General features: G+C 66.7%; 20 protein-coding genes and 1 pseudogene. 2 read left to right on the top strand and 19 right to left on the bottom strand.

Annotated features, from left to right (window positions below; all coding sequences use genetic code 11):
• Positions 1-309: 309 nt before the first annotated feature.
• The gene (locus HWX39_RS01545; RefSeq protein WP_027790211.1) at positions 310-906 is read left to right on the top strand and encodes an ABC transporter substrate-binding protein; all 597 of its coding nucleotides are present in this window, start codon (positions 310-312) and stop codon (positions 904-906) included.
• Between the two features lie 136 nt (positions 907-1,042).
• Here HWX39_RS01545 and HWX39_RS35895 read toward each other — a convergent pair whose 3' ends face one another.
• The 14 genes and pseudogenes from HWX39_RS35895 to glcD form a co-directional block, all read right to left on the bottom strand.
• The gene (locus HWX39_RS35895) at positions 1,043-2,176 is read right to left on the bottom strand and encodes a fimbrial protein (protein WP_208458824.1); all 1,134 of its coding nucleotides are present in this window, start codon (positions 2,174-2,176) and stop codon (positions 1,043-1,045) included.
• An 80-nt stretch (positions 2,177-2,256) separates the two neighbouring features.
• Complete coding sequence (locus tag HWX39_RS01535) at positions 2,257-3,441, bottom strand: fimbrial protein (RefSeq protein ID WP_175965253.1); 1,185 nt, start codon at positions 3,439-3,441, stop codon at positions 2,257-2,259.
• Positions 3,429-5,975, bottom strand: coding sequence for a fimbria/pilus outer membrane usher protein (locus HWX39_RS01530; protein ID WP_244134869.1), 2,547 nt, complete (start codon positions 5,973-5,975; stop codon positions 3,429-3,431). Before HWX39_RS01530 ends, HWX39_RS01535 begins: the two co-directional genes overlap by 13 nt.
• Positions 5,976-6,127: 152 nt before the next feature.
• Positions 6,128-6,901, bottom strand: coding sequence for a fimbria/pilus periplasmic chaperone (locus HWX39_RS01525; RefSeq protein WP_175965251.1), 774 nt, complete (start codon positions 6,899-6,901; stop codon positions 6,128-6,130).
• A gap of 88 nt (positions 6,902-6,989) precedes the next feature.
• Positions 6,990-7,538 carry a fimbrial protein gene (locus HWX39_RS01520; protein ID WP_175965250.1) on the bottom strand — a complete coding sequence of 183 codons (549 nt, stop codon included), beginning with the start codon at positions 7,536-7,538 and terminating at the stop codon, positions 6,990-6,992.
• A 326-nt stretch (positions 7,539-7,864) separates the two neighbouring features.
• A pseudogene (locus tag HWX39_RS01515) lies at positions 7,865-8,174 on the bottom strand (TetR/AcrR family transcriptional regulator); the annotation flags it as partial.
• A 137-nt stretch (positions 8,175-8,311) separates the two neighbouring features.
• Positions 8,312-8,956 carry a response regulator transcription factor gene (locus HWX39_RS01510; protein WP_175965249.1) on the bottom strand — a complete coding sequence of 215 codons (645 nt, stop codon included), beginning with the start codon at positions 8,954-8,956 and terminating at the stop codon, positions 8,312-8,314.
• A gap of 29 nt (positions 8,957-8,985) precedes the next feature.
• A complete protein-coding gene (locus HWX39_RS01505; RefSeq protein WP_175965248.1) occupies positions 8,986-10,371 on the bottom strand; it encodes a cache domain-containing protein in 1,386 nt (461 codons plus the stop codon).
• A gap of 172 nt (positions 10,372-10,543) precedes the next feature.
• The gene (locus tag HWX39_RS01500) at positions 10,544-12,106 is read right to left on the bottom strand and encodes a sensor domain-containing diguanylate cyclase (protein WP_175965247.1); all 1,563 of its coding nucleotides are present in this window, start codon (positions 12,104-12,106) and stop codon (positions 10,544-10,546) included.
• 529 nt (positions 12,107-12,635) lie between these two features.
• A complete protein-coding gene (locus HWX39_RS01495) occupies positions 12,636-14,810 on the bottom strand; it encodes a malate synthase G (protein WP_175965246.1) in 2,175 nt (724 codons plus the stop codon).
• A 329-nt stretch (positions 14,811-15,139) separates the two neighbouring features.
• Entirely contained in the window at positions 15,140-15,544 is a 405-nt protein-coding gene (locus tag HWX39_RS01490; RefSeq protein WP_175965245.1) for a heme-binding protein, read from the bottom strand.
• A 20-nt stretch (positions 15,545-15,564) separates the two neighbouring features.
• Positions 15,565-16,785, bottom strand: a complete 1,221-nt coding sequence (glcF, locus tag HWX39_RS01485) for a glycolate oxidase subunit GlcF (protein ID WP_175965244.1) — start codon at positions 16,783-16,785, stop codon at positions 15,565-15,567.
• 24 nt (positions 16,786-16,809) lie between these two features.
• The gene (gene glcE / locus HWX39_RS01480) at positions 16,810-17,886 is read right to left on the bottom strand and encodes a glycolate oxidase subunit GlcE (protein ID WP_175965243.1); all 1,077 of its coding nucleotides are present in this window, start codon (positions 17,884-17,886) and stop codon (positions 16,810-16,812) included.
• A complete protein-coding gene (gene glcD, locus HWX39_RS01475; RefSeq protein ID WP_175965242.1) occupies positions 17,886-19,385 on the bottom strand; it encodes a glycolate oxidase subunit GlcD in 1,500 nt (499 codons plus the stop codon). Before glcD ends, glcE begins: the two co-directional genes overlap by 1 nt.
• Positions 19,386-19,605: 220 nt before the next feature.
• Between glcD and glcC the strand changes: the two genes are divergently transcribed.
• The gene (gene glcC, locus HWX39_RS01470) at positions 19,606-20,376 is read left to right on the top strand and encodes a transcriptional regulator GlcC (protein ID WP_175965241.1); all 771 of its coding nucleotides are present in this window, start codon (positions 19,606-19,608) and stop codon (positions 20,374-20,376) included.
• A gap of 15 nt (positions 20,377-20,391) precedes the next feature.
• On the opposite strand, the gene HWX39_RS01465 is transcribed toward glcC, so the two are convergent.
• From HWX39_RS01465 to HWX39_RS01445, 5 genes are all read right to left on the bottom strand, one after another.
• Complete coding sequence (locus tag HWX39_RS01465; RefSeq protein ID WP_175965240.1) at positions 20,392-20,862, bottom strand: hypothetical protein; 471 nt, start codon at positions 20,860-20,862, stop codon at positions 20,392-20,394.
• Between the two features lie 22 nt (positions 20,863-20,884).
• A complete protein-coding gene (locus tag HWX39_RS01460; protein WP_175965239.1) occupies positions 20,885-21,193 on the bottom strand; it encodes a DUF4258 domain-containing protein in 309 nt (102 codons plus the stop codon).
• A gap of 174 nt (positions 21,194-21,367) precedes the next feature.
• Positions 21,368-22,219, bottom strand: coding sequence for a carbohydrate ABC transporter permease (locus tag HWX39_RS01455; protein WP_175965238.1), 852 nt, complete (start codon positions 22,217-22,219; stop codon positions 21,368-21,370).
• A gap of 17 nt (positions 22,220-22,236) precedes the next feature.
• On the bottom strand, positions 22,237-23,181 hold the full coding sequence (locus HWX39_RS01450) for a sugar ABC transporter permease (RefSeq protein ID WP_175952755.1): 945 nt from the start codon (positions 23,179-23,181) through the stop codon (positions 22,237-22,239).
• 54 nt (positions 23,182-23,235) lie between these two features.
• On the bottom strand, positions 23,236-24,495 hold the full coding sequence (locus HWX39_RS01445; RefSeq protein WP_175965237.1) for an extracellular solute-binding protein: 1,260 nt from the start codon (positions 24,493-24,495) through the stop codon (positions 23,236-23,238).
• Between the last annotated feature and the right edge of the window lie 43 nt (positions 24,496-24,538).

Genomic DNA, 24,538 nt, shown 5'->3' with positions numbered 1-24,538 from the left:
GCTGGCAAGGGCAAAGTAGCCAAGTATACCGGCGCGGCGTGGCGAAGGACGTGACGTTGCGGGTTTCGGGGCGGGAAGGAGATTTGTTCGCGGCGGCGGAATCGATACCGGTGGCCGGCTGTTTTGTAAGGGGATATTTACATAATCGGCGCCTCGCTGCCCTGCCGTGCCGTCGCCCGCACCTGTGACAAACGAAGCTGAAAGGTAACAGTCGGTCACGGCGGCGCACCGGGGCGTCAGGCCCGGTATACTTTGCTCCGTCGGCCGGTGCAATCAACCGGTCGTTTTTTCTCATCGAGCGATATTCGTATGAAACGTCATCTGTTTGCTTTCGTCGCGGCGGCCGCCGTGTCGGTTTCCGCTTTCGCGCAGAGCGCGCCGGTCGATATCGTCCGCAATGCGGTCGAGGGCACCGTCAACGCGATGAAGGCCGATCCGGCCGCACGCGGCGGTGACATGGCGAAGGTCTCGGCGGTCGTCGAGCAGCGCTTCCTGCCCGCAACCAACTTCGAGCGCACGACCCGCATCGCGGTCGGTGACGCATGGAAGCAGGCCACGCCGCAACAGCAACAGGAGCTGTACAAGCAGTTCAAGCTGCTGATGACGCGCACCTACGCCGCGTCGCTCGCGCAGCTCGGCAGCCAGGATGCGAAGTTCTCGTTCAAGGCCGGCGGCGCGTCGGGCGCCGACGCGCTCGTGCAGTCGACGGTCACGACGCCGGGCGACAGCCAGTCGGTCGGCTATCGTCTCGGCAAGGTCGGCAACGACTGGAAGATCTACGACATCGACATGTCGGGCGCGTGGCTGATCCAGGTCTACCAGGGCCAGTTCAAGAGCCAGCTCGCGTCGGGCGGGATCGACGGCCTGATCGCGTATCTGCAGAAGCACAATTCGCGGACGAACTGACGGCGCGCCGCGCGGTCCCGAATCCGGAAGTACGAAGGGCGCCCTCGGGCGCCCTTGTCCTTTACCCGGGGTGCCCGGAGAGCAGTCGAACGACCGACGTGACCGCGTGCACACATCAAGGCCCGCTGTCCGCGGCCTACTGATACGTCATGGTGAAGGTCAGCACCGCGTTCGCGCTGCCGGGCGTCACGCTGGCGGCCGTCTGGTAGTACCGGGCCGTGAGCGGGATCGCGTAGGAGCCGCCCGTCGATTTGCTGTAGCTCGTCAGCGTGTACGGCGTGTTGTATTTCAGCGCATTGCCGTTGCCGTCCTTCAGTTGCAGGCCGATGCCGGTGGCCGTCGACCCGCTCGACAGCGCCAGCACGCCGTTGGTGGCGTCGAGTACGGCATTGACCGGGATGAACTGGTACTGGATCGCGTTCAGGCCGGTCGGGCAGGCGTTGACCGCCACGTTGAACGAGACGGCCTGCTTGTTGGTCGAGCCGATGCCCGTGAATTCCGACTGCAGGGGTGAACCCATGTTGACCGTCACGTTCGGCGTGGTGCAAGCCGCCACGTTGACGATGGTCGAGGTCAGCGAAAACGACACGAGGGGCGAGGTGGCGACCGTATACACGTTGCCGCCAGTGCTCGTCGCTGACGCTCCCACGACCATCACGCCGCCCGTCACCGTGCCTGCCGTGATCGGGCCGGTCTTGACCAGCGCCGCCTGCACCATACCGCCGTTACTGATCGAGGTAACAATTCCGTTTGCGTTGCAGGCGTTCCCCGTCCACGGGCTGGGGAACGGCGCGGACGGCACGCCGAGATCCTTCCAGGGCAGGCTTCCGCAACCGTTCGCGTAAGTACTCACGCCGATCGCGACACCGACGCCAGGCACGTTGGTATTCCAGACCGTATAGGTCCCACCATTCGGCGAAGCTGCGGTCATGCCGCCCTTGGTCATCGACTGCGGTTCGAAGACCATCCCTGCGGCCGCCGTACCCGACACCGTGCAAGTGTAGTAATTGGGGACGTTCGGCGTACTGACCCAGCCGGTCAGCATGGTGCCGACTACAGCGTCGCGCGGGACCGTCACCGAGGACGGCATCGACAGCGTCACCGTCTGCGCCGTTCCCGAGCAACTGATGGCTCCCGCGGCGAACACCGGACGTGTGCCCAAACCGAGCATCAGCATTGCCAGCGTGAGCAGCCAGAACGCGAGGCGGCTCGTGCCTCGCACCGATTTCGTCTGCCCGCGCGTCTCGGCCGGCTTCTCGTTCCGTTTCATGATATTTACCTGGTCCATCGCATCCGCTCGCCCATTGCGTCCGTATCGCCCCGCTTACGTCAAATCCTGATACGCAGTGCTTATTGATATGTCATGGTGAAAGTCAGCACCGCGTTCGCGCTGCCGGGCGTCACGCTGGCGGCCGTCTGGTAGTACCGGGCCGTGAGCGGGATCGCGTAGGAGCCGCCCGTCGATTTGTTGTAGCTCGTCAGCGTGTACGGCGTGTTGTACTTCAGCGCGTTGCCGCTGCTGTCCTTCAGTTGCAGGCCGATACCGGTGGCCGTCGACCCGCTCGACAGCGCCAGCACGCCGTTGGTGGCGTCGAGCACGGCATTGACCGGGATGAACTGGTACTGGATCGCGTTCAGGCCGGTCGGGCAGGCGTTGACCGCCACGTTGAGCGAGACGGCCTGCTTGTTGGTCGAGCCGATGCCCGTGAATTCCGACTGCAGGGGTGAGCCCATGTTGACCGTCACATTCGGCGTGGTGCACGCCGAGACGTTCACGATGGTCGGGGTGAGCGAAAACGACACGAGGGGCGAGGCGGCGACCGTATATGGGGCGCTGCCACCGGTGCCCGTTGCCGACGCTCCCACGACCATCACGCCGCCCGTCACCGTGCCTGCCGTGATGGGGCCGGTCTTGACCAGCGCCGCCTGGATCTGGCCACCGTTGGTGATCGAAGTAACCGTGCCGCTCGTGTTGCAGACCCAGCCTGCCCATGGGATCGGGATCTGCGAAGTAGTCGACTTGGAAAGATCGATCCAGGCCTGAGTTCCGCATTGGTTCGCGTACGTCGTCACGCCGATCGCGACACCGACGCCAGGCACATTGGTATTCCAGACCGTATAGGTTGCACCACTTGGCCCGGCCACGGTCATGCCGGCCTTGGTCAGCGACTGCGGTTCAAAGACCATGCCGGCGACAACCACACCCGATACCGTGCACGTGTAGTAGTTGGGAACGTTCGAGGTACTGAACCAGCCGGTTAGCAGGGTGCCGACCGCTGCATCGCGCGGAATCGTCACCGAGGCCGGCATCGACAGCGTCACCGTCTGCGCCGTTCCCGAGCAACTGATGGTTCCCGCGGCGAACACGGGACGGGTACCCAAGCCGAGCATCAGTGCCACCAGCGTCAGCAGCCAGAATGCCAGACGGCTCACGCGATGCGCCGCTTTGGTCTGCCTGCGCATCGCAGCCGGCTTTTCGTTCTCGTTCGTCTTCTTTCCCAGGTTCATCGCATCCGCTTCGCTCATTTCGTGCATACCGCCTCCGCATCGATCCAGCGTTGCCTGCTCGTCTTGCTTGCCGCCGGTAACATGTAGGAAAGCGAACAGCTGTCGTCATCCGTATCGCCCCACCTCACCTTCAGCGTGCCGGCATCGCTCTTCACGCCGCGCAGCACGATGCGGCCATCCTGCGCCACGGTGCCGACGTTATGCCCCGCCGCATTGCTCACCTCCGCGCCGAACGGAACCGGCTCGCCGTCGCTCATGCGCGCGCGCATGATCACCGCGCGCCCGCCGCCCTCGGTTTCGTACTTCAGCCGCACCACCGCGCCCGCGGTCGGCGCGACGTGCTGCGCGCTGGATTTCAGCTCGACGCTCATCGGCACGCCTTTCGGATCGATCTCCACCTCGTTGGTCGAGAACGGTGTCAGGCTCGGCACCAGCGCATGACCGAACGAATCGATGCGCAGGCCGCTGCCGGCCGTCACGCGTGCGCCGTTCGCGTCCTTGGCCTCGACGATCGCCATCGTCTCGCCCATGGTCGGCGCAAAGGCCAGGCCGCCGGCATAGGCCACCATGCCGCCCGAGATGCCGCCGCCGTACTGCGTAAAGCCGGTGCCCTTCGAAGCATTGCCCGAGAAGGTCGCATACGGCGACATGTAGGACACGTTGCCGCCCATGTTGACGGTCGCCCCGGCGCCGCCGCCGCTGGTACGGCCGACGTTCACGCCGTAGCTGAGCGCGTTGTCGACGCCGAGCGAACCCGTCAGCGACTGCTGGACCAGGGTCGTGCCACGGCTGTCGTGCTGCAGGCTGGTCGACGAGTACAACGTGCGCGAGCCGAGGTTCAGCGGGATCGACACGTTCAACATGAATCGGTTGTCCCAGCGGTTTTGCGTCGCGTCGAATTGGCGCGCGGCCGACACGCCGTAGTTGATGCGCCGGAAATTATTGTTGTAGCCGGCCTGGAACTGCGTGTCGTTGCCGCCGCGATTCCAGTAGTTGACGGTCGAGCCCGACAGGTAGAACGAGCCCCAGCCTTCCGGCAGGCCCTGGTTCAGCATGACCTGGAACTGACCGCGACGTACGCCGCCCGACAGCTGGCCGTTCACGCCGCCCGTCTGCTGGCCGCGCAACTGCATGGCGTCCTGCAGGCCCAGGTAGCCGCTGCTCGAATAGCGGTAGGCGGCCACCGCGATGTTGGTGTTGGTCGGACTGATCAGCTTGCTGTACGAGAGCTTCACGCTCTGGCCGTGGCGCGTGCCCATGCCGGGCAGATCGGTGTTGGCCTGCGTGATGTCGAACGCGAACGAGCCCAGCCCGGTGTTGAGTGCGGCGCCGAGCAGGCCTGCCAGGTAGCCGGGCGCGGAGGTCATGCCGCCGTAGCCGGTGATCAGGTTGGTGAAACCGTGCTGTACGGTCGCCTGGAACAGCGCCGGCTTGCTCGACAGCAGCGGGCTGCGGTACTGGCCGGCTGTCACGCTGAAACGCGTGATGCCGGGCCGCAGCGAACTGACGGCCGATGCATACGGCACCTTGAAGGTATGGATGCTGCCATCGGCTTCGGTCACGATGACGTCGAGGTCGCCGCCATAACCGGTCGCATAGAGATCGTCGATCTCGAACGGGCCGGTCGCGACGTTGGCGCTGTAGATGATGTTGCCGTTCTGGCGCACCTGCACCAGCGCATTGCTGTTGGCGATGCCGTGGATGGTCGGCGCATAGCCGCGTTGCGATTCCGGATACATGCGCTCGTCGCTGGCGATCCGCACGCCGCGAAAGCCCACGCTGTCGAACATCGTGCCGTCGGTGAACGCGTCGCCGATCACGAGCTGCGCCTTCAGGCGCGCGATCGAGCGCTGCAGGCTGGTCTGCACGCTCTGGTAGTGCGTGCCGCCGTGCGTGTCGTAGGTGGTGTTGCCGTTGTGGCGGAAGCGCCAGGGCCCGACGTTCAGGCCGGCGGTCAGGCCCAGGTAGGCCTGGGTCGACGAGGCGCCCCGGTTGTTGGCGCGGTAGAGGTTGCCGTTGTACGACAGCAGCGCGGCCGGCACGCCCTCGTCCCAGTAGCGCGGATCCACGTAGCCGCGCGCCGCGCGGCTCAGCGAGGCCTGCGGGATGCTGACGTCGAGCCGCTGCTCGCCATTGTCGAAGGTGGCGACGGCGTCCGGCACCAGCATGCCGATCGTCGCGCAGGCATGGTTCGAGTCCGTCAACCTGTGCGTCGCTTCGGGCGACAGCTTCGCGAGATCCACCCCGACCTGCTGCAACAGCTCGCGATCGAAGCAGGGCTGGACGTTGTTCCGGCTGTCGCCCACCTGGCGCAGCGTGATTTCGGCGCGGCCGATCCAGTTCGTATTGACGTACAGGTCGGCGCGATACGAACCCGGCGCCGCCACATTGCCCTTTGCGAAGCGACTGACGTCCACGCGCGCGCCGCCCGGGCGCTGCAGGAACAGGTCGTCGAACTGGACTTCCGCCACTTGCGTGGCGCCGGTGGTCTCCGCCATCGAGCCGGTCGATGCGAACATCGACAGCGCGAGCAGGAAGCACGGGCGCGGGCGCCAGCGCATGAATGACGGCAAACTGGAAAGACGTTGGATCACGATAGGCACCCGAGCGTGGGCAAGCCTGCGCCCTGCCCGGGCGGGCATGCTGGGTCTTGCCGTGGAAAGGACGTGGCGCGCTACCCGCGCCTCGCGCAATGGAAGGGGTCAGCCGCGCATCATCGAGGCGGCGCCGCGGGGCCGGACCGCAATGGCGTCTCGCCGCTGACCGAGCCGCCGTAGTCGTTCAGCGCCGTGTAACGCACGCTGGCGCCGGCCGCGCCGGGCACGTCGCCCTTCAGCGGGAAGGCGCGCGTCTCGCCCGGCCCGACCATGCCGCCATCTTCGAAGATCGCGCTGCGTCCGCCCGACTGCACGCTGATCATGGTCAACGACACATGGAACGGCGTCGGGTTGTGCGCCTCGATGGCCGGTTTTCCGTCGGCCTGCGTGAGCCGCCAGGTGAGCTGCGCCGGCGCATCGGCCGATGAACCCTTGAGTTTTTCCGGACGATAGAACAGCTTGATGCGCGAACGGAACGCGAGCTGGATATGGTTCATGTCCGCGTCGGCCGCGCCCGGTTTGGGGGGGACCTCGAGCACGTTGAGCCAGAACACCGACTCGCGATCCTGCGGCATGGGCTCGCCGGTGTAGACGATGCGCAGCGTCTGCGACTTGGACGGATCGATCCGCGCGATCGGCGGCGTGACGGTGAAGGGCACCTTGATCGCGGACGGCGCGCTGCGCGCGTCACCTGCATCGACCCACGATTGCACGAGCGCGGGCGCTTGGCCGGCGTTCGACAGCTTGAGCGTGACCTCGGACTCGCTCGCGCCATAGATCACGCGCGTGCCGCCGATCACCACCGATGCAACGGCAGGTGTCGCCAGGTAGCCGAGCGATGCGACGCACGCGGTGGCGATCGCGCGCCGGAGTGTTTTTCGAAGCTTCATGATAGGGATCGATGCCGGTAGCTAGCACGACGGGTGGAGCGACGTCGTGCCGCCCCACTCCATCTGCTACGTATAACTAAATGATTGATTACTGATAAACGAGCGAGTACATCACGCTCGACGTTGCCGCGCCCGCTGTTGCAGCGCCGGTCGCGAGATACTGCGCGTAGTAGTTCAGCGTGGCGGCGCCGGCCGCGCTGATTGCGACGGCCTTCGAGTTTTGCGAGGCGTCAGCCGCACCGATCTTGATGGGCGAATAGCTGCCGTCGCCGTTCAGCAGCTGGATCTCGACGTTGGTCGCGCCGCCTGCGGCCAGGATCAGGTTGCCGGTGGCGGTGTCGACCGTCGGACCCGGCTCGAAGTAGGCGTGGACGGTGCCCGACGCCGGCGTGCATGCCGTCAGCGAGATGTTGAAGGGCGTGCGGTTGGCATACTGGCCTGCGGCGGCCAGCGCGCTGGTCGACACCGATTGCAGCGGGACATTGAAGTTGTTCGAGCCGCTGCCGTTACCGTTGATCGTGCAGGTTTGCGCGAGCACGGTGCCGTTGAACGTGATCGTGCCGTCGGCTGCGGATGCGATTTGCGACGCAGTGGCTGCAGCCACGAACAACACGGCGGTAATGAGTTTGGTTTGCATGGTTTCTGGTTTCTGAAAGAAGCGATCTGAAGGAGATACGACGCCGACGCGATATCCGTTCGATAGCGCGACGCGACATCCAACGGGCAACCCGAAAAGGCATCACGCGACCGAATATTGTGTTTTCGGCCTGGTTACACTTGGACGAAGCGAATCGTACCGGTGTCAACGATTCGTAAGATGAACAATTGTCACTTCGCGATACCACCAACAAATAATGCTGTTCAGTTTGACTGAACGGCGTTAGCGCTCGGGCGCCGGGTGTGTGGCTGTGCGCCAGGTGCCCGAGTCGAGCATCCGCAGGCAATCGTCGTTATCGCACTGGTTTCGATGTTCGTGCGGATCCACGCGTGCAGGCGCGCGAGCCGGTCGTCGGTGGCGCATGCGTCCACCGCGAGCGGCAGGCGATCGAGGAACGACGACGTATAGCGCTGCGCGAGCGCGGCGAGCATGTCGGACTTCGATTCGAAGGAGTGATGGAACGTGCCCTTCGCCGACCTGCGCGTGCTCGACGATCTCGCCGATGGTCGTTGCCTCCACGCGCTGCGCGAGGAGCAGCGTCCTGGGCGCGGCCGTCAGTTCGCCGACGCGCACTTCCGCCGGTTTCGGTGCGGGCACGCCGTATGTGCCGGTCATGCAGACGTCATGCGAAACACGAGCACGATGCGCGTTCGGCAAGCGAAAGGATTCCATCGCCCTCGGGGTGAAGTCGATTGGACAACTATGAAATTGGAAGCCGACTTGCGCGTGGCGTGCGCAACCGGAATGGCGTCCTACCTGCGCCGATGCTCCACCGCGAACTTGATCAGCTCGGCCTGCCCTTCGATCTCCAGCTTGCGCTTCAAATTGAGCCGGTGCGTCTCGACCGTGCGCACGGACAACCCCGTCTGTTGCGCGATCTGCTTGCTCGACAGCCCTTGCGCCAGCGCGTCGAGGATGTCGCGTTCGCGCGGCGTGAGGCGGTCGAGCGGCGATGCGGTCGCGCTCGCGTGAATCATCCGCGCGGCGAGCCCTTCGCTGAAAAACGTCTGGCCGGCCAGCACCGCGCCGATTGCGCGCACGATCTCGCTCCCGGGCGAATCCTTCAGCAGGTAGCCGCTCGCGCCGGCACGCACGGCCTGCGTCACGTATTCGATGTTGTCGTGCATCGACAGCATCAGCACGCGGATGCCCGGAAAGCGCTCGTGGAATACGCCCGCGAGCGTGATGCCGCTCATCCCGTTCATGCCGACGTCCATCAGCGCGAGATCGGGTTCGAGCGACGCGGCGAGCGCGAGCGCCTCGTCGGCGTTGCCGGCTTCGCCGACCACGGACAGGTCGGCCGCTTCGAGCCGCATCCGCAAGCCGTCGCGCACGAGCGGGTGATCGTCGACGAGCAGCAGTCGGGCAACGGGCCGGGCGGTGTCGGGGGCGCTCATGCGTGAAAGGTCTCCTGTCATGGGGTGCGTCATGACGCGGCGCCGGGCAGCGGCACGCGCGCGGCGACGATCGTGTGGCCGACCTGCGACGAGATCGTCAGCATGCCGCCGAGCGCATCGAGGCGCTCGCGCATGTTGCGCAGGCCGATGCCGTGGCGCGCGTCGGCCTGCGAGCGTTCGGCGTCGAAGCCGCAGCCGTTGTCGGCGATGGTCAGCACGACGGATTGCGCGCCGACGTCGAGCGTGACGGCCGCGCGCGACGCCTGCGCATGATGCACGATGTTGCTGAGCGCTTCCTGGGCGATCCGGAACAGCGCGGTATTGACGGCTTCGGGCAGCGGCCGGGCGCCGCTGTGCGCAACCTGCGTATAGCCGATGTCGATGCCGCTTTCGGCGCCGAGCTCGCGGACAAGCTGTTCGAGCGCGGCTGCGAGGCCGAGGTCGTCGAGCATGGACGGACGCAGCGCATGTGAGATGCGGCGCACTTCGCGCAGCGTGTCGCCGAGCCGCCCGACGCCTGAAGCCAGCGCCTGCTCGGCCTCGGGCATGCGCGCCGAGCCGCGTTCGAAACGTGCGAGCGCGGATTCGAGCATCAGCTTCGCGGACACCATCATCTGGCTGATCCCGTCATGCAGCTCGCGCGACAGCCGTGCCCGCTCCTGCTCCTGCGATTCGACCACACGCTGCGCGAGCAGCTTGAGCTTCGCGTCGGCGCTGCGCGATTCGCTGACGTTCAGCACCAGCGCGCACACGGCGATCGCCGCCGCGCCGGTGAGCGCGATCGCGGTGAGCCAGCTCATCGTGCGCTCGATGTTCGCGGAAGCGCGCGCGTCGATGCGCTGCAGCGCGGTGTCGACGTCGTCGAGATAGATGCCGGTGCCGACCATCCAGCCCCAGCGCTCGAGCGCGACGACGTAGCCGAGCTTCGGCGCGACGCGGCCTGTCGACGGCCGCTGCCATGCGTAGCGCACGTAGCCGCCGCCGCTCGATGCCGCGCCGATCAGCTGCTGGATCGTCAGCGCGCCCTGCGGGTCGCGCATCGACCAGTAGTTGTGGCCGACCCGCTCGGGCTCGCGCGGATGCATCAGCGAATTGCCGTGCAGGTCGTACACGAAGAAATAGCCGTCAGGGCCGAAATCCATCTTCTGCAGCATCGCGAGCGCCTGCAAGCGCAGCAGCGCGTCGTCGCGCGCGTTGCGGCCGCTCGCGTCGTAGAGCGGCATGATCGCGCTCGTCGCCAGCTCGACGTAGTGCTTCAGCTCGACTTCCTTGCTCGACAGGTACGCGGCCTGGATCGTCGCGTGCTGCGTGCGCGCGAGGGACGTCGCCTGCTGGCGCACGCCGAAGCCGATGCCGGCGATCGCGAGCAGGAACGGCACGATGGCCAGGAGGAAGATTTTTGCCTTGAGTCTCATGATGGTGCGAAGCGGCCGCGCACCGGCGCGGACCGGCCGGGCGCGTCAGCCGTGCGGCGGCGTGCGGCGGTATGTCGAGGCGACATTGTCGGCGATTTTGTGCACGGGCGGCGACGGCGGCCCGGCGGCCGCCCTGCCTTGGCTCGGCGGCGTGGCGTGGATCCCCGGCCGTTCAGGCCTGCCGCGCCGCGAGGCCGCCGGAAGTGGCCGCGTGCACGACGATGCGGTTGCGCCCGCCTTCCTTCGCGCGATACAGCGCATCGTCGGCGAATTTCAGCGCGCGCTGCATGTCGTCGTCGTGTTCGGGATAGCTGGTCGTCACGCCGATGCTCACCGTCAGGCGGCCGGAGGCGCCGGCGTCGTGCCGGATGCCCAGATCGAGGACGCTGGTGCGGATCGTCTCGGCGATCGTCACCGCGCCGTCCGTGTCGATGTCGGGCAGCACCACGACGAACTCCTCGCCGCCGTAGCGCGCCGCGTAATCGGCCGGGCGGCGCAGGCAGCCGGCGATGCAGTGGCCGACCGCGGCGAGCGCGTCGTCGCCGGCCTGGTGCCCCTGGGTGTCGTTGTAGCGCTTGAAGTAATCGACGTCGATGAACAGCAGCGACAGCGCGTGCTGCGAGCGCGCGGCACGGCGCCATTCGCGCGCGAGCGTGACGTCGAGCATCCGGCGGTTGTCGAGGCCCGTGAGGCCGTCGGTGCGCGCCAGCGCCTGCAGCTCGGTTTCCGCGCGGTGGCGCTTGCGCAGTTGCACGTCGAGCAGCAGCGACAGGCCGACGAAGCCGATCGCGAGCGCGACCATCGCGGAGCCGATCGGAATCGCACGGTCGTACCACGCGGCGTAGGTATCCGCTTCCGAGCGCGCGACCATGATGATGAGCGGCAGGTTCTCGAGGTGCCGGAACACGTACAGGCGCCGCACGCCGTCGATCGACGCGGTGTCGGCGAAGCTGCCTTCGCTGGCGGTCATGAACCGCCGGAACGTGCTGGCGCGGCTGATGTCGCGGCCGACGATCTTCGGGTCGTACGGCTCGCGCGCGAGCATCTTGCCGTCCGTGTTGATCAGCGCGATCGAGCCGCGATCGCCAAGCGACAGGCGCGAGAACAGATTCTGGAAATATTCGAGCCGGATCGACATGACGGCGACGCCGCCGAACGAGCCGTCGGGCTTCGTGATCCGACGGCTGAGTGCGATGCTCGGCGAGCCGCCGCGCAGCCGCGAATGATACGGGGGGCTGACGTACAGGCCGGCGTCGGGGTGGTCGCGGTGCACGGTGAAGTACGGTTCGTTGCCGAAGTTGGCCTTGCGCGGCACGTCGCCCCCGCCATCGACCGCGATGTCGCCCTTCGCGTCGAGCACGTAGATGCCGCCGAGGTACTTGGCGGTCGTCGCACGGTCGAACAGCACCTGGCGGCGCAGCGGCATCGGCAGCTTGACGACTGCGGGGTCGTTCTCGCCTTCCACGACGGCCTGCAGCGACAGCGAATAGATCTCGATGTTGCGCTCGATGTCCCACGACGCCATCAGCGCGAGATTCTGCTGCATCGCGGTCGAGCGGTCGCGTGCGTCGATGCGGCCTTCGTACAGCACGATCCCGCACAGGAGCAGCAGGACCAGCACGATCAGCAGCCCGGTATAGAAGATCAGGTGCGGCAGCAGGAACCGGCGCAGATGAGCGGCGACACGGCTCGTCAGGCCGGATTCGCTGGGCATTGCGTAGTCGGTTTCTGCCATGGTCCCGTGGATCGGTGGGCATTGCCGCCGGGAGGCGGGCCGATGCGATTGTTCGTATGACGTGCAGGCGGCGATCCGTGACGCGGCCATTTCGACGCCTTCTGCCGCCCGGCGCAGAAAATGGACGCCGATTATCGGTAATCGCGGCCAGATATACCGGTAAATCAAGCGTTCACTGGTGACATCTGCGCCGATTCAACGATCCGATGAATCGGGCAACGCGAATTCAACGGAGTATAACGCGCGCGTTCGCACGCGCGCGAAATGTTGCGGACGGTTGATCCGGATCAAATTACCGTGTAATCCCGCGCTTGCGAATTCCGGGCAGAGCGTTGTGGCGCAAGGCTTCGCGGCATAACGGGCCATTGCGCGCGGCAAGCAGCCGTCGAGTCCATCCGGTGAGCGGCACGCGCCCGCGAAAAATGAAGGCAGACGATATGCGCCGATTATCCGTTTCAACGGCCGGGCGAACCCGAAAATGAAACGGGCGGCCGTCGCGGCCGCCCGTTTCGTGAAGCACGCCTTGCGCTTAACCGCCGTGCTGTTGCGCCTTGAACGCGAGGCGGAACCGGTGCAGCAGCGGCTCGGTATAGCCGCTCGGCTGCGACGTGCCCTGCAGCGCGAGCGCGCACGCGGCCTTGAACGCGGTCGACTGGTCGTAGTCGGGCGCCATCGGGCGATAGTTCGGGTCGCCGGCGTTCTGCTGGTCGACGACGCGCGCCATCCGCTTGAACACGTCGAGCACGAACGCCTCGGTGATCACGCCGTGGCGCAGCCAGTTCGCGATGTGCTGGCTCGAAATGCGCAGCGTCGCGCGGTCTTCCATCAGGCCGACGTCATGGATGTCGGGCACCTTCGAGCAGCCGACGCCCTGTTCGACCCAGCGCACGACGTAGCCGAGGATGCCCTGCGCGTTGTTCTCGACTTCGCTCAGGATCTCGGCCTCGCTCCACTCGGCGCGCTCGACGACCGGCACGGTCAGCAGGCCTTCGAGCAGCGCGTCGCGTTCGCTCGCGTACGGCGTCTTCTCGAGTTCCTGCTGGACGGCCTGCACGTCGACGAGGTGGTAGTGCAGCGCGTGCAGCGTCGCGGCGGTCGGCGACGGCACCCATGCGGTGTTCGCGCCGGCGCGCGGATGCGCGATCTTCTGCTCGAGCATCGCGTGCATCAGGTCCGGCATCGCCCACATGCCCTTGCCGATCTGCGCGCGGCCGCGCAGGCCGGCCGACAGGCCCGCGAGCACGTTGTTGCGCTCGTACGACTGGATCCACGCGGACGATTTCATGTCGCCCTTGCGGATCATCGGGCCCGCTTCCATCGCGGTGTGCATCTCGTCGCCGGTGCGATCGAGGAAGCCGGTGTTGATGAACGCCACGCGTGCGGCGGCCGCGGCGATACACGCGGCGAGGTTCACGCTGGTGCGGCGCTCCTCGTCCATGATGCCCATCTTCAGCGTGTTGCGCGGCAGGTTGTACAGATCCTCGATGCGCGCGAACAGCGTATCGGCGAATGCGACTTCGACCGGGCCGTGCATCTTCGGCTTCACGATGTAGATCGAGCCCGTGCGCGAGTTGCGCTTCGCCTTCAGGTCGTGCAGCGCGCACAGCACCGTGACGACGCCGTCGAGAATCCCTTCCGGAATCTCGTTGCCGTCGCGGTCGAGCACCGCGCCGTTGGTCATCAGGTGGCCGACGTTGCGCACGAACAGCAGCGAGCGGCCGTGCAGCGACAGCGTGCCGCCGGCGGGCGTGGTGTACTCGCGATCGGCGTTCAGGCGGCGCGTGAAGGTCTTGCCGCCCTTCGCGACTTCCTCGACCAGCATGCCCTGCATCAGGCCGAGCCAGTTGCGGTAGAGCTGGACCTTGTCGTCGGCGTCCACTGCCGCGACGGAATCCTCGCAGTCGATGATCGTGCTGACCGCGGCTTCGAGCACGACGTCCTTCACGTTCGCGAGATCGGCGCGGCCGATCGGCGTCGACGCGTCGATCTGGATCTCGAGGTGCAGGCCGTTGTGCTTCAGCAGGATCGCGGACGGCGCGCCGGCCGCGCCCTGGTAGCCGACGAACTGCGCCGGCTGCGCGAGGCCCACGATGCCCTTGGCGGTTTCGACGGCGAGCTGGCCGTCCTGCACGCGGTAGCGCAGCGCGTCGCGGTGGGAGCCGCTCGCGAGCGGCGCCGCGTTGTCGAGCACGTTGCGCGCGTAGTCGATCACGCGCTGGCCGCGCGTCGGGTTGTAGGTCGCGGTGCGCTCGGCGCCGCCGTCTTCAGGCAGCGCATCGGTGCCGTACAGCGCGTCGTACAGGCTGCCCCAGCGGGCATTCGCGGCGTTCAGCGCATAGCGCGCGTTCGACAGCGGCACGACGAGCTGCGGGCCGGCCTGCGTGGCGATCTCGCTGTCGACGTTCGCGGTGGCTGCCGCGACGTTCGACGGGACCGGCACGAGGTAGCCGATGTGTTCGAGGAAGGCGCGATACGCGGCGTGGTCGCGCACGGGGCCGGGGTGCGCACGGTGCCAGGTGTCGAGTTCCTGCTGCAGGCGGTCGCGTTCCGCGAGCAGCTCGCGGTTGCGCGGCGCCAGGTCGTGCACCAGGGCCGAGAAACCGCTCCAGAACGCGGCCTTGTCGATGCCGGTGCCCGGCAGCGCTTCGTTTTCAATGAACTGGCTCAGCGCTGGCGCGACTTGCAGTCCTGCTTGGTCGATCATCGTTAATCCTCCCGGGGAAAAAATCGCGCGCGGCTAGAGGGCCTGTTCACGCTAATAACGGGCTTGCGAACGAGCCTTGCCGGCCGTAGTGCAAGGAGCAAGGAGCGCCGTTTGGCCGAGCCAAACAAGCGACGCGCGACGCCGCAATGCGGCCGGCAAGGCTCGTGCCCCTGATCGGAAAAAATCATTTGTGGGGCTGCCCACCAGAAGGGCCGATCGCTGCGTCATGCTCCTTGCGAATACGTCGAGTATTCGCTTCGTCAAAATCCTTGCGCTCGGCCCTTCTGGCGGCCAGCGCAAGCCCGTTATTAGCGTGAACAGGCCCTCTCCTATGCCACGACGCTTTGTGTGCCGGCGCGGGCGATCTGCGCGTCCTGTTCGGACTTTACGCCAGACACGCCGATCGCGCCCGCGATCCGGCCGCCGACCGTGACCGGCACGCCGCCTTCGAGCAACCCCGTCAGCGGCGCGCTGAGAAACGCGGTGCGGCCGCCGTTGATCATATCCTCATACGCCTTCGTCTCGCGACGGCCGAGCGCCGCCGCGCGTGCCTTGTCCTGCGCGATGGTGGCGCTGGCCGGCGATGCGCCGTTCAGCCGCGCGAACGCGAGCAGGTGGCCGCCGTCGTCGACGACGGCGATCGACACGGCCCAGCCGTGGCGTTCCGCTTCCGCGCGGGCGGCGGCGAGCATGCGGTCGGCATCGGCGAGTTCGAGTTCGGGTTTCGTCTGCATGGCATTTCTCCGGAATCAGGTCAGTTGACGAGGGGGTTGTCGACGAGCTCGATCCAGTGGCGCACAGGCGTGCGGCCCGCGCCGTTCAGGTGAGTCTGGCAGCCGACGTTCGCCGTGACAATCAGGTCCGGCCGCGCGGCTTCGAGCGCGTCGAGCCGGTTGTCGCGCAGTGTCGTCGCGAGTTCGGGCTGCGTCAGCGAATACGTGCCGGCCGAGCCGCAGCACAGATGGCCGTCGGCGACATTCGTCAGATCGAAGCCGAGCCGCGCCAGGATGCGTTCGACCGCGCCGCCGAGGCGCTGTGCGTGCTGCAGCGTGCACGGGCAGTGCACCGCGATGCGGCGTGGCGCCGACCCGGCCAGCGTGTCGAGTGGCTCGGCCGCGATGACCTCGGCGAGATCGCGTGCGAGCGCGCTGACCCGTCGCGCTTTGTCCGCGTAGACGGGGTCGGAGCGCAGCAGGTCGCCGTATTCCTTGACGAACGCGCCGCAGCCGCTCGCCGTCAGCACGATCGCTTCCGCGCCCGCTTCGATCGCGGGCCACCATGCGTCGATATTGCGGCGCGCGCGGGCCAGACCGCCATCTTGCGCGTTCAGGTGGTATTCGGTCGCGCCGCAGCAGCCGGCTTCGCGCGCCGGGCTCACGCTGATGCCGAGCCGGTCGAGCACGCGCGCGGCGGCCGCGTTGGTGTTCGGCGACAGCGACGGCTGCACGCAGCCTTCGAGCATCAGCACGCGCCGTGCATGGCGCACGGGCGGGCGCGGTGCGGCCACGGGCGCGGCGGCCGGGATCTTGTTCCGTAGCGTGCCGGGCAGCAGCGGGCGCAGCGCGCGGCCGGCCTTCAGCAACGCGGCGAACGTCGCCGGGCGCGGCACGACATGACGCAGCCCCGCGCGCAGCAGGCGCTCGCGCGCGGGCCGCGGCACGCGCTTCTCGGCTTCCGCGCGGCCGATGTCGAGCAGCGTGTGATAGCGCACGCCGGACGGGCAGGTCGTCTCGCAGTTGCGGCACGTCAGGCAGCGGTCGAGATGCTGCTGCGTGCGCTCGCCGCACGGCTCGCCTTCGAGCAGCTGCTTGATCAGGTAGATGCGCCCGCGCGGCCCGTCGAGCTCGTTGCCGAGCACCTGGTAGGTCGGGCAGGTCGCATTGCAGAAGCCGCAGTGCACGCACGCGCGCAGGATCGCTTCCGCTTCGTCGGCCCGGGCGAGGGCCTTGCTTGCTTCGCTGAGATTGGTTTGCATCGGCGGGTCGGGGTCGGGTTCGCGTCAGAAATCGGCATACAGCCGGCCTGGATTGAAAATCGCGAGCGGGTCGAGCTGCGCCTTGAGCTGCCGGTGCACGCGCAACAACGCGGGCGGCAGCGGCTGGAATGGCTCGCGCGTCGTGCCCGGCGTGAAGCAGCTCGCGTGACCGCCCCATTGCGCGGCGAGCCGCTGCACGTCGGCCGGTGCGGCGTCGCTCTTCAGCCAGCGCTGTGCGCCGCCCCAGTCGGCAAGCAGCGCGCCGGGCAATGCGTCGAGCGGCGCGGCGGCCGGCACCGACACGCGCCACAGCGGGCGCGGATCGTCGAAGAACGGCAGCGCGAGGTCGCGCAGCCGTGCCCAGAACGCATCGTCGCGATCGTCCATGCGCTCGCCGCCGATCGTGTCGCGCGCGGCCTTCACCGAGCCCTCGCCGCCCTCGATCCGCACGCGCAGCACGCCGTCCGCGTGGCATGCGCCCGCGAGCGGCAGCCCCGCCCGCCGCCACGCGGCGATGCGCTGCACGGCTTCGTCCACGGCAAGCGGCAACGCAAGATCGCACGTCGCGCGCGGCTTCGGCAGCACCTTCAGCGACACCTCGGTTACGACGCCGAGACAGCCGAAGCTGCCCGCGAGCAACCGCGACACGTCGTAGCCCGCGACGTTCTTCATCACCTCCCCGCCGAAGCGCAGGTGCTTCGCGTGGCCGGTGATCACGCGGCAGCCGAGCACGAAGTCGCGCACCGCGCCGGCCCACGGGCGGCGCGGGCCCGACAGCGCCGCCGCGAACATGCCGCCGACCGTTGCCGCGCCGCCGAACGACGGCGGCTCGCACGGCAGCCCCTGGCCGGCCGCGTCGAGCATCGCTTCGAGTGCGGCGAGCGGCGTGCCCGCGCGTGCGGTGACGACGAGTTCGGTCGGGTCGTACGACACGACGCCGCGATGCGTGCGCACGTCGAGCGTGCGGCCTTCGACGGGGCGGCCGAGGAACGCCTTCGTGCCGGCGCCGCGGATGTGCAGCGGCTGGCGGTCGTGGATCGCCGCGTCGACCTGGGCCACCAGCGCCGCGCTGTCGTCGATCGATTCGATGTCACGTGGCATCAGAAGCGCTCCAGTTCGGGAAACGGCAGCTTGCCGTGATGGACGTGCATCGCGCCGAATTCGGCGCAGCGGTGCAGCGTCGGGATGTTCTTGCCGGGATTGAGCAGGCCCTGCGGATCGAATGCGGCCTTCACGGCGTGGAAGAACGTGATCTCGTCGGCGTTGAACTGCACGCACATCTGGTTGATCTTCTCGCGCCCGACGCCGTGCTCGCCGGTGATGCTGCCGCCCGCCGCGACACAGAGCTCGAGGATCTTTCCGCCGAGCGCTTCCGCGCGGTCGAGTTCGCCGGGCCGGTTCGCATCGAACAGGATCAGCGGGTGCATGTTGCCGTCGCCCGCGTGGAACACGTTCGCGACCGGCAGCCCGTATTCGGCGGACAGCGCGGCGATGCCTTCGAGCACGCGCGGCAACTCGCGGCGCGGGATCGTGCCGTCCATGCAGTAGTAGTCGGGCGACATGCGGCCGACCGCGGGGAATGCGTTCTTGCGGCCGGCCCAGAAGCGCTGGCGCTCGGCTTCGTCGCGCGCGACGCGGATCTCGGTTGCACCCGCGTCGCGCAGCAGCGCGGCGACGCGTTCGGCGTCTTCGTCGACGTCGGTCGGCGAGCCGTCGAGTTCGCACAGCAGGATCGCCTGCGCGTCGACCGGGTAGCCCGCGTGGATGAAATCCTCCGCCGCGCGGATCGCGAGGTTGTCCATCATTTCGAGGCCGCCGGGGATCACCCCCGCGCCGATGATTGTCGCGACCGCCGCGCCGGCTTTAGCGATGTCGTCGAAGCTCGCCATCAGTACCTTCACGCTCGGCGGCTTCGGCTGCAGTTTCACGGTGACTTCCGTGACGATGCCGAGCATCCCTTCCGAGCCGGTGAACAACGCGAGCAGGTCGAAGCCGGGTGCGTCGAGCGCGTCGGCGCCGAGCGTGAGCGTGTCGCCGTCGATCGTCAGGATCTCGACCTTCAGGATGTTGTGCACGGTGAGGCCGTATTTCAGGCAGTGCACGCCACCCGCGTTTTCGGCGACGTTGCCGCCGATCGAGCAGGCGATCTGCGACGACGGATCAGGGGCGTAATAGAGGCCGTACGGCGCCGCCGCTTGCGAGATGGCCAGGTTGCGCACGCCGGGCTGCACGCGCGCGATGCCGGCATCGGGGTCGATGTCGAGAATCCGGTTGAACTTCGCCATCACGAGCAGGAGGCCTTTTTCGAGCGGCATCGCGCCGCCCGACAGGCCCGTGCCCGCGCCGCGCGCGACCACCGGCACGCCGAGCGCGGCCGCGACGCGCAGCACCGCGCGCACCTCGTCGACCGTGTCGGGCAGCACGACCGCGAGCGGCACCGTGCGATAGGCGGCGAGCCCGTCGCATTCGAACGGCTTGAGCGCCTCGCGTTCGTGCAGCACGTCGAGGCCGGGCGCTGCCGCGTGCAGCGCGGCAACGAGTGCGTCGCGGCCGACGGTCGCCAGCGGGCCGTCGATCCGTTCGTCGTAGGTGAAGCTCATCGGGTGTCTCCGTCTCCTTCATGCGGCGCCGCGCGATGGGCGGTGCGCCGAATGGACGGATTCTTGGCGGATGGCGGATGCGTGTCCAGACGTAACACGCATGGTCATACCAGTTTTTGGAAGGTGATCGGAAATCCGCTTCGATGTCAGCCGGTCAGCCCAACGCTGTAAAGGCTTTGTGAGAAAATCGCCGATACCCTTTCGAAGTGGTCATACCAGTATGGAAATGCAGGATCGAGCAGGCCCGGCGCGGAACGTGGCCGACGTCGTCGCCGAGCGTATCGAGAAGCTGATCGTCGACGGCGTGCTGAAAGCCGGGCAGGCATTGCCGTCCGAACGGCGGCTGACCGAGAAGCTCGGCGTGTCGCGCACGGCCGTGCGTGAAGGGATGAAGCTGCTGCGCGCGCGCGGGATCATCGACACCACGCACGGCAAGGGCTCGTTCGTCGCGAGCCTGACCCCGCAGCGCGAGATCACGCCGATGATGCATCTGCTCGGCTCGCAGCCGCGCACGCTGTACGACCTGTTCGAGGTGCGCGGAATGCTCGAGACGGAGGCCGCGCGGCTCGCGGCGCTGCGCGGCACACCGGCCGATTTCATCCTGATCAGGCGTCGCTATGAGGAGATGACCGCGGCCGATGCGCAGGATCTCGATCCCGCCGCGCGTGCGAAGCTCGATCATGCATTTCATCTCGCGATCTGCGAGGCGTCGCATAACCCGGTGCTCGTGAATACGTTGCAGTCGCTGACGGATCTGCTGCTCAGTTCGGTGTTTGCGTCGGTGAATAATCTTTACCACCGCGAGCCGTTGAAGAAGCAGATCGATCGGCAGCATGCGCGGCTCTATAACGCGGTGACGGGGCGGCTGCCCGAGCAGGCGCGCAAGACCGCGAGCGAACATATCCGCCAGTGCGTCGAGTATTTGCGCGAGATCGAGCAGGAGGAGCAGCGGCTCGTACGGTCGACGTTGCGGCTCGAAGGGTGGACTTAGGCGCGTTGGTTTTTGTCAGGTGGCCGTGCAGTCGGCATCGTCCTGCGCTTCGAGCCTGGATGCCCAGCCGGACTTGGCTTCTTTCAGCACGATTCGCTGTTTTTCTGCACGCTCGATCGCGTTGATGCGCTCGATTGCCGACGCGATAGGAATATTGCCGTCCGCGTGTGCGAGGTACAGCAGGCGAACCAGTTTGTCGGCCCAGCGCGGCACTTTGCCCGACTTCTCCCAGCGGGCGACCGCCTGCTCGTTGTTGCCGAGCAGCTTGGCCAGTCCGCTCTGCGATTGCATCAGGCCGGCGCTGCGCACATACCGAAACTCGACCCCCGTGAGCGGAGCGGTTTTTTTCGCGAGCGCGAGACAGATTGCGGTGCAGAGTCCGTCCAGATCGTTGATGGACACACCGTCGCCATAGGGTGTCTTGTGCAGCGTATATCCGTTCGTCAGCCATACATTCTTCAGGCCACCGTCGGTGTAGTGATACATATCAGCCCCTTGGTGCGTCAATTCAGCGTTTGGTGACTTCCATCACGGTGATCACCGTGAGGTGAGGAGCAGGGTGATCCACGAGTACGGCCACGCCGACATTGACGCCCGACACATACCGCTCCATCACACAGCGCAGGCCCGATGCCCGCATGTCCGGTTCAGGCTCGCTCACGATGACGCCCTTGCGCAGCGTTTCCAGCACCATCGGATCGTTGATCTTCCGCTGCCGCATCCGGTCGCGTGCATGGCCGACGAACACGATGTTCGCTGAAATGGCCGCACATACCCGGATGTGCTTCTCAAGCTGTCGTTTGGATGGTTGCCCCAATCGCACACCTATCATTTTGATAGGTTGGAGTTTACGCTGTTTGCTGAGTGTCGGGGATAAATTATGGCTATTGGGCACGGTTCGCCAGGCGTTGCGTAGTCGAAAAAAAGCCCGCCGAAGCGGGCAACCTCACGATGCGGAGGGGGAGATACGAATACGCGGGGCCGCGTGCGTTCAGCCTTTGGTCGCACCAAACGTCAGCCCCGCGACAAAATGCTTCTGCATCGCGAAGAACATCGCGACCGACGGCAACGCGGCCAGAATCGACCCGGCCGAAACAAGATTCCACGACGTCGTCCACTGCCCCTTCAACGCGGCCACACCCGCCGTGATCGGCGCGGCTTCATCGCCCTGCGTGAGACACAGCGCCCAGAAGTAGTCATTCCACACGAACGTAAAAACGAGAATCGCCAGCGCAGCCAACGCAGGCCGGATCAACGGCAGCACGATCTTCCAGAACACCGTCCATTCCCCCGCCCCCTCGATCCGCGCGGCCTCGATCAACTCGAAAGGCAACTGCTTGATGAAGTTGCGCAGAAACAGCGTGCAGAACCCCGTCTGGAACGCGACGTGAAACAGGATCAGCGCCTCGACCGTATTGAACACACCCAGCCTGAGCGACAAATCCCGCACCGGAATCATCAACACCTGCACCGGCACGAAGTTGCCGGCGACGAACGTTCCGAACAGCGCCGTACTCCCGCGAAACTTGTAGGTCGCCAGCGCAAAACCCGCCATCGCCGCCAGCGCGATCGACCCGACAACAGACGGCACCGTGATCTGCACGCTGTTCCAGAAGTAATGCAGCATCGGCGACGTCGTCAGCGCGTCGCGATAGTTCTCGATCATCGAGAAGTGCCGTGGCCAGCCCCAGTAGTGGCCTTCGACCAGTTCCTCGGTCGAGCGCACCGACGTGACGAACACCGCGATCATCGGCAGCAGCCAGATCAGCAGCGCAACGGGCAGCGACAACTTGTACAGCCTGCGCGAGACAGGCTTCCATTGAGCAACGGGAGTCGGAAACATGATGGCCACCGGTCAGGTTATTGCTCGTTGCGCAGCAGGCGGCGCAACTGGAACACGATGTAGACGAGCATGATCGCGAACAGCACGACCGCAATCGACGCGGAATAGCCGAGCCGGTAGTACTTGATCGCCTGGTCGTACATGTAATACGCGAGCACGGTCGAGCTCTCGAACGGGCCGCCGCTCGTCATCACCGAGATCAGGTCGAAGCTGCGCAGCGCGCCGATCACCGTGACGACGATCGCCATGAAGGTGGTCGGCCGCAACTGCGGCAGCACCACGTGCCACAGCAGCGCGAAGCCGCGCGCGCCTTCCATCCGCGCGGCTTCGATCTGTTCCGGGTTGAGCGACGTGAGGCCGGTGAGGTACAGGATCATGCAGTACGCGGTCTGCGGCCACAGCGCGGCGAACACGATGCCGAACGTCGCATAGCGCGCGTCGCCGAGCACCGGGATGCCGTGCCCGGCGATCAGCGCGAGCAGCCCGAAGGTCGGATCGTAGAACCACGAGAAGATCAGGCCGACCACCACGCCGGACAGCACGAACGGCGCGAAGAACAGCGACTTCACGAGCCGGATGCCGCTGACTGCCTGGTTCAGGTACAACGCGAGCGCGAGGCCGAGCGGCGGCGCGAGCATGAACAGCGCGAGCCAGATCACGTTGTTGCGCAGCGCGGTGTAGAACGTCGGCGCCTGCAGCAGTTCGACGTAGTTCGCGAGACCGACGAAGGTGCGCTCGGTCATCCCGTCCCAGTTGTACAGGCTCAGCCACAGCGTCGACAGGATCGGCCAGATCACATAGACGGCAACCATCGCGCAGGCCGGCGCGAGAAAGAGCCACGCGGCGCGCCGTTGCCGCCGCACGGCGGGCGACGGGCGGCGCGCGGTCAGCACCGTGGCGGATGGCCCGCGCGGCGGCGGTGCGGTGCCGGCGGGCGGGGTGGACGTGATCGGACTGGACACGGCAAGCCTCCTGAACGGGCGCGGCGGCGCGGGGCCGCCGGTTGGGTCACGCGGTCACTTCTTGTAGATGCGCTTGCGGGTCTGTTCGAGCTGCGCGAGCACCGTATCGAGCTGCGCGGGATTGGCCAGGAACTGCTGCATCCCCTTCATCCCCTCGTCGGCCATTTCCTTCGTCATGTCGCGGTCGTAGAACTGCGCGACGCCGCCCTTCGTGTCGGCAAGGATCCGGAAGCCGGTGCGCGAGATCGGATCGGCCGGCTCGGGCGACTTGCTGTTGGCCGACAGCGAGCCGAGCCCTTCCGCGAGTTTTGCGCCCATCTCGGGCGTTTCGACGAACGCGAGGAACGTGTGCGCGTCGGCCTTGTTCTTCGCCTTCGTCGGGATATGCAGCGATTCGACCGGGCCATCCTCGGCGGTCGGCACCTTCGGGTCGATGATCGGGAAGCGGTAGTAGCCCATTTCCTGCTTCACGTTCGGCGGGAAGCCCGCTGCGATGAAGGTGCCCATCAGCATCATCGCGGCCTTGCCCTGGAACAGGAACGGCTGCGCGCCGTCGAGATCGTAGGACAGCGCGTTGTCGATGAAGTAGCCCGCGTCGATCAGCGATTTCCACGTCGTGTAGACCTTCTTCACGCGCGGGTCGGTGTACGGCACGTCGCCGGCCATCAGCTGCTGGTGGAACACGTTGCCGTTCAGGCGCAGGTCGAGATAGTCGAACCAGCCGGCGAGGGTCCAGGCGTCGCGGCCGCCGATCGCGATCGGCGTGATGCCGGCCGCCTTCAGCTTCCTGCACGCGTCGAGAAACTGGTCCCAGGTCTTCGGCTCGTCGGCGATGCCGACCTTGTGGAACAGGTCCTTGCGGTAGAACAGCCCCCACGAGTAGTAGACGGTCGGCGCCGCGTACTGCTTGCCGTTGTACGACGATGCGTCGCGCGTCGACGCGTACATCGCGCCCCAGCCGTTCTTCGCCCAGTCGCCGCTCAGGTCCTCGAACAGCCCGCGCTTCGCGTAGTACGCCATCCGCTCGCCCGCGTGCCAGTTCACGACGTCCGGCGCGATGGTGGTGAGCCACGCGGGGAGCTGCACCTTGTACGCTTCCTCGTCGACGAAGGTGGCCTTCACGTCGATGTCGGGATGCGCCTTGCGGAACGCGTCGAGCGTCGACTGCCAGACCGCGCGCTGGCTCGCGCCCTTGAACGCGATGTTGATCGTCAGCGTGCCGGCATCGGCGGGCGCCGTCATGCCGAGCGATGCCAGTGCGACAGCGGCGGCCGTGGCGAGCCGGGCAGCGACGCGAAGGGGGCGATGTGTCATACGTGTCTCCAGTTCTGGGTGTCGTTGTACGTTACCGGCGCAT

The sequence above is a fragment of the Burkholderia sp. BCC0322 genome, assembly GCF_902833045.1.
Taxonomy (GTDB): domain Bacteria; phylum Pseudomonadota; class Gammaproteobacteria; order Burkholderiales; family Burkholderiaceae; genus Burkholderia.
Note: the sequence above shows the minus strand (reverse complement) of the source record. Positions and strands in the feature narration are given on the sequence as shown.

Coding starts and splice junctions, on each gene's coding strand:
- HWX39_RS01535 (WP_175965253.1), bottom strand. CDS start 3,441: ATGCACGAAATGAGCGAAGCGGATGCGATGAACCTGGGAAAGAAGACG.
- HWX39_RS01455 (WP_175965238.1), bottom strand. CDS start 22,219: ATGTTTCCGACTCCCGTTGCTCAATGGAAGCCTGTCTCGCGCAGGCTG.
- HWX39_RS01520 (WP_175965250.1), bottom strand. CDS start 7,538: ATGCAAACCAAACTCATTACCGCCGTGTTGTTCGTGGCTGCAGCCACT.
- HWX39_RS01510 (WP_175965249.1), bottom strand. CDS start 8,956: ATGAGCGCCCCCGACACCGCCCGGCCCGTTGCCCGACTGCTGCTCGTC.
- glcE (WP_175965243.1), bottom strand. CDS start 17,886: ATGCCACGTGACATCGAATCGATCGACGACAGCGCGGCGCTGGTGGCC.
- HWX39_RS01525 (WP_175965251.1), bottom strand. CDS start 6,901: ATGAAGCTTCGAAAAACACTCCGGCGCGCGATCGCCACCGCGTGCGTC.
- HWX39_RS01495 (WP_175965246.1), bottom strand. CDS start 14,810: ATGATCGACCAAGCAGGACTGCAAGTCGCGCCAGCGCTGAGCCAGTTC.
- glcC (WP_175965241.1), top strand. CDS start 19,606: ATGGAAATGCAGGATCGAGCAGGCCCGGCGCGGAACGTGGCCGACGTC.
- HWX39_RS35895 (WP_208458824.1), bottom strand. CDS start 2,176: ATGAAACGGAACGAGAAGCCGGCCGAGACGCGCGGGCAGACGAAATCG.
- HWX39_RS01505 (WP_175965248.1), bottom strand. CDS start 10,371: ATGAGACTCAAGGCAAAAATCTTCCTCCTGGCCATCGTGCCGTTCCTG.
- HWX39_RS01445 (WP_175965237.1), bottom strand. CDS start 24,495: ATGACACATCGCCCCCTTCGCGTCGCTGCCCGGCTCGCCACGGCCGCC.
- HWX39_RS01530 (WP_244134869.1), bottom strand. CDS start 5,975: ATGCGCTGGCGCCCGCGCCCGTGCTTCCTGCTCGCGCTGTCGATGTTC.
- HWX39_RS01500 (WP_175965247.1), bottom strand. CDS start 12,106: ATGGCAGAAACCGACTACGCAATGCCCAGCGAATCCGGCCTGACGAGC.
- HWX39_RS01490 (WP_175965245.1), bottom strand. CDS start 15,544: ATGCAGACGAAACCCGAACTCGAACTCGCCGATGCCGACCGCATGCTC.
- HWX39_RS01545 (WP_027790211.1), top strand. CDS start 310: ATGAAACGTCATCTGTTTGCTTTCGTCGCGGCGGCCGCCGTGTCGGTT.
- glcD (WP_175965242.1), bottom strand. CDS start 19,385: ATGAGCTTCACCTACGACGAACGGATCGACGGCCCGCTGGCGACCGTC.
- glcF (WP_175965244.1), bottom strand. CDS start 16,785: ATGCAAACCAATCTCAGCGAAGCAAGCAAGGCCCTCGCCCGGGCCGAC.
- HWX39_RS01465 (WP_175965240.1), bottom strand. CDS start 20,862: ATGTATCACTACACCGACGGTGGCCTGAAGAATGTATGGCTGACGAAC.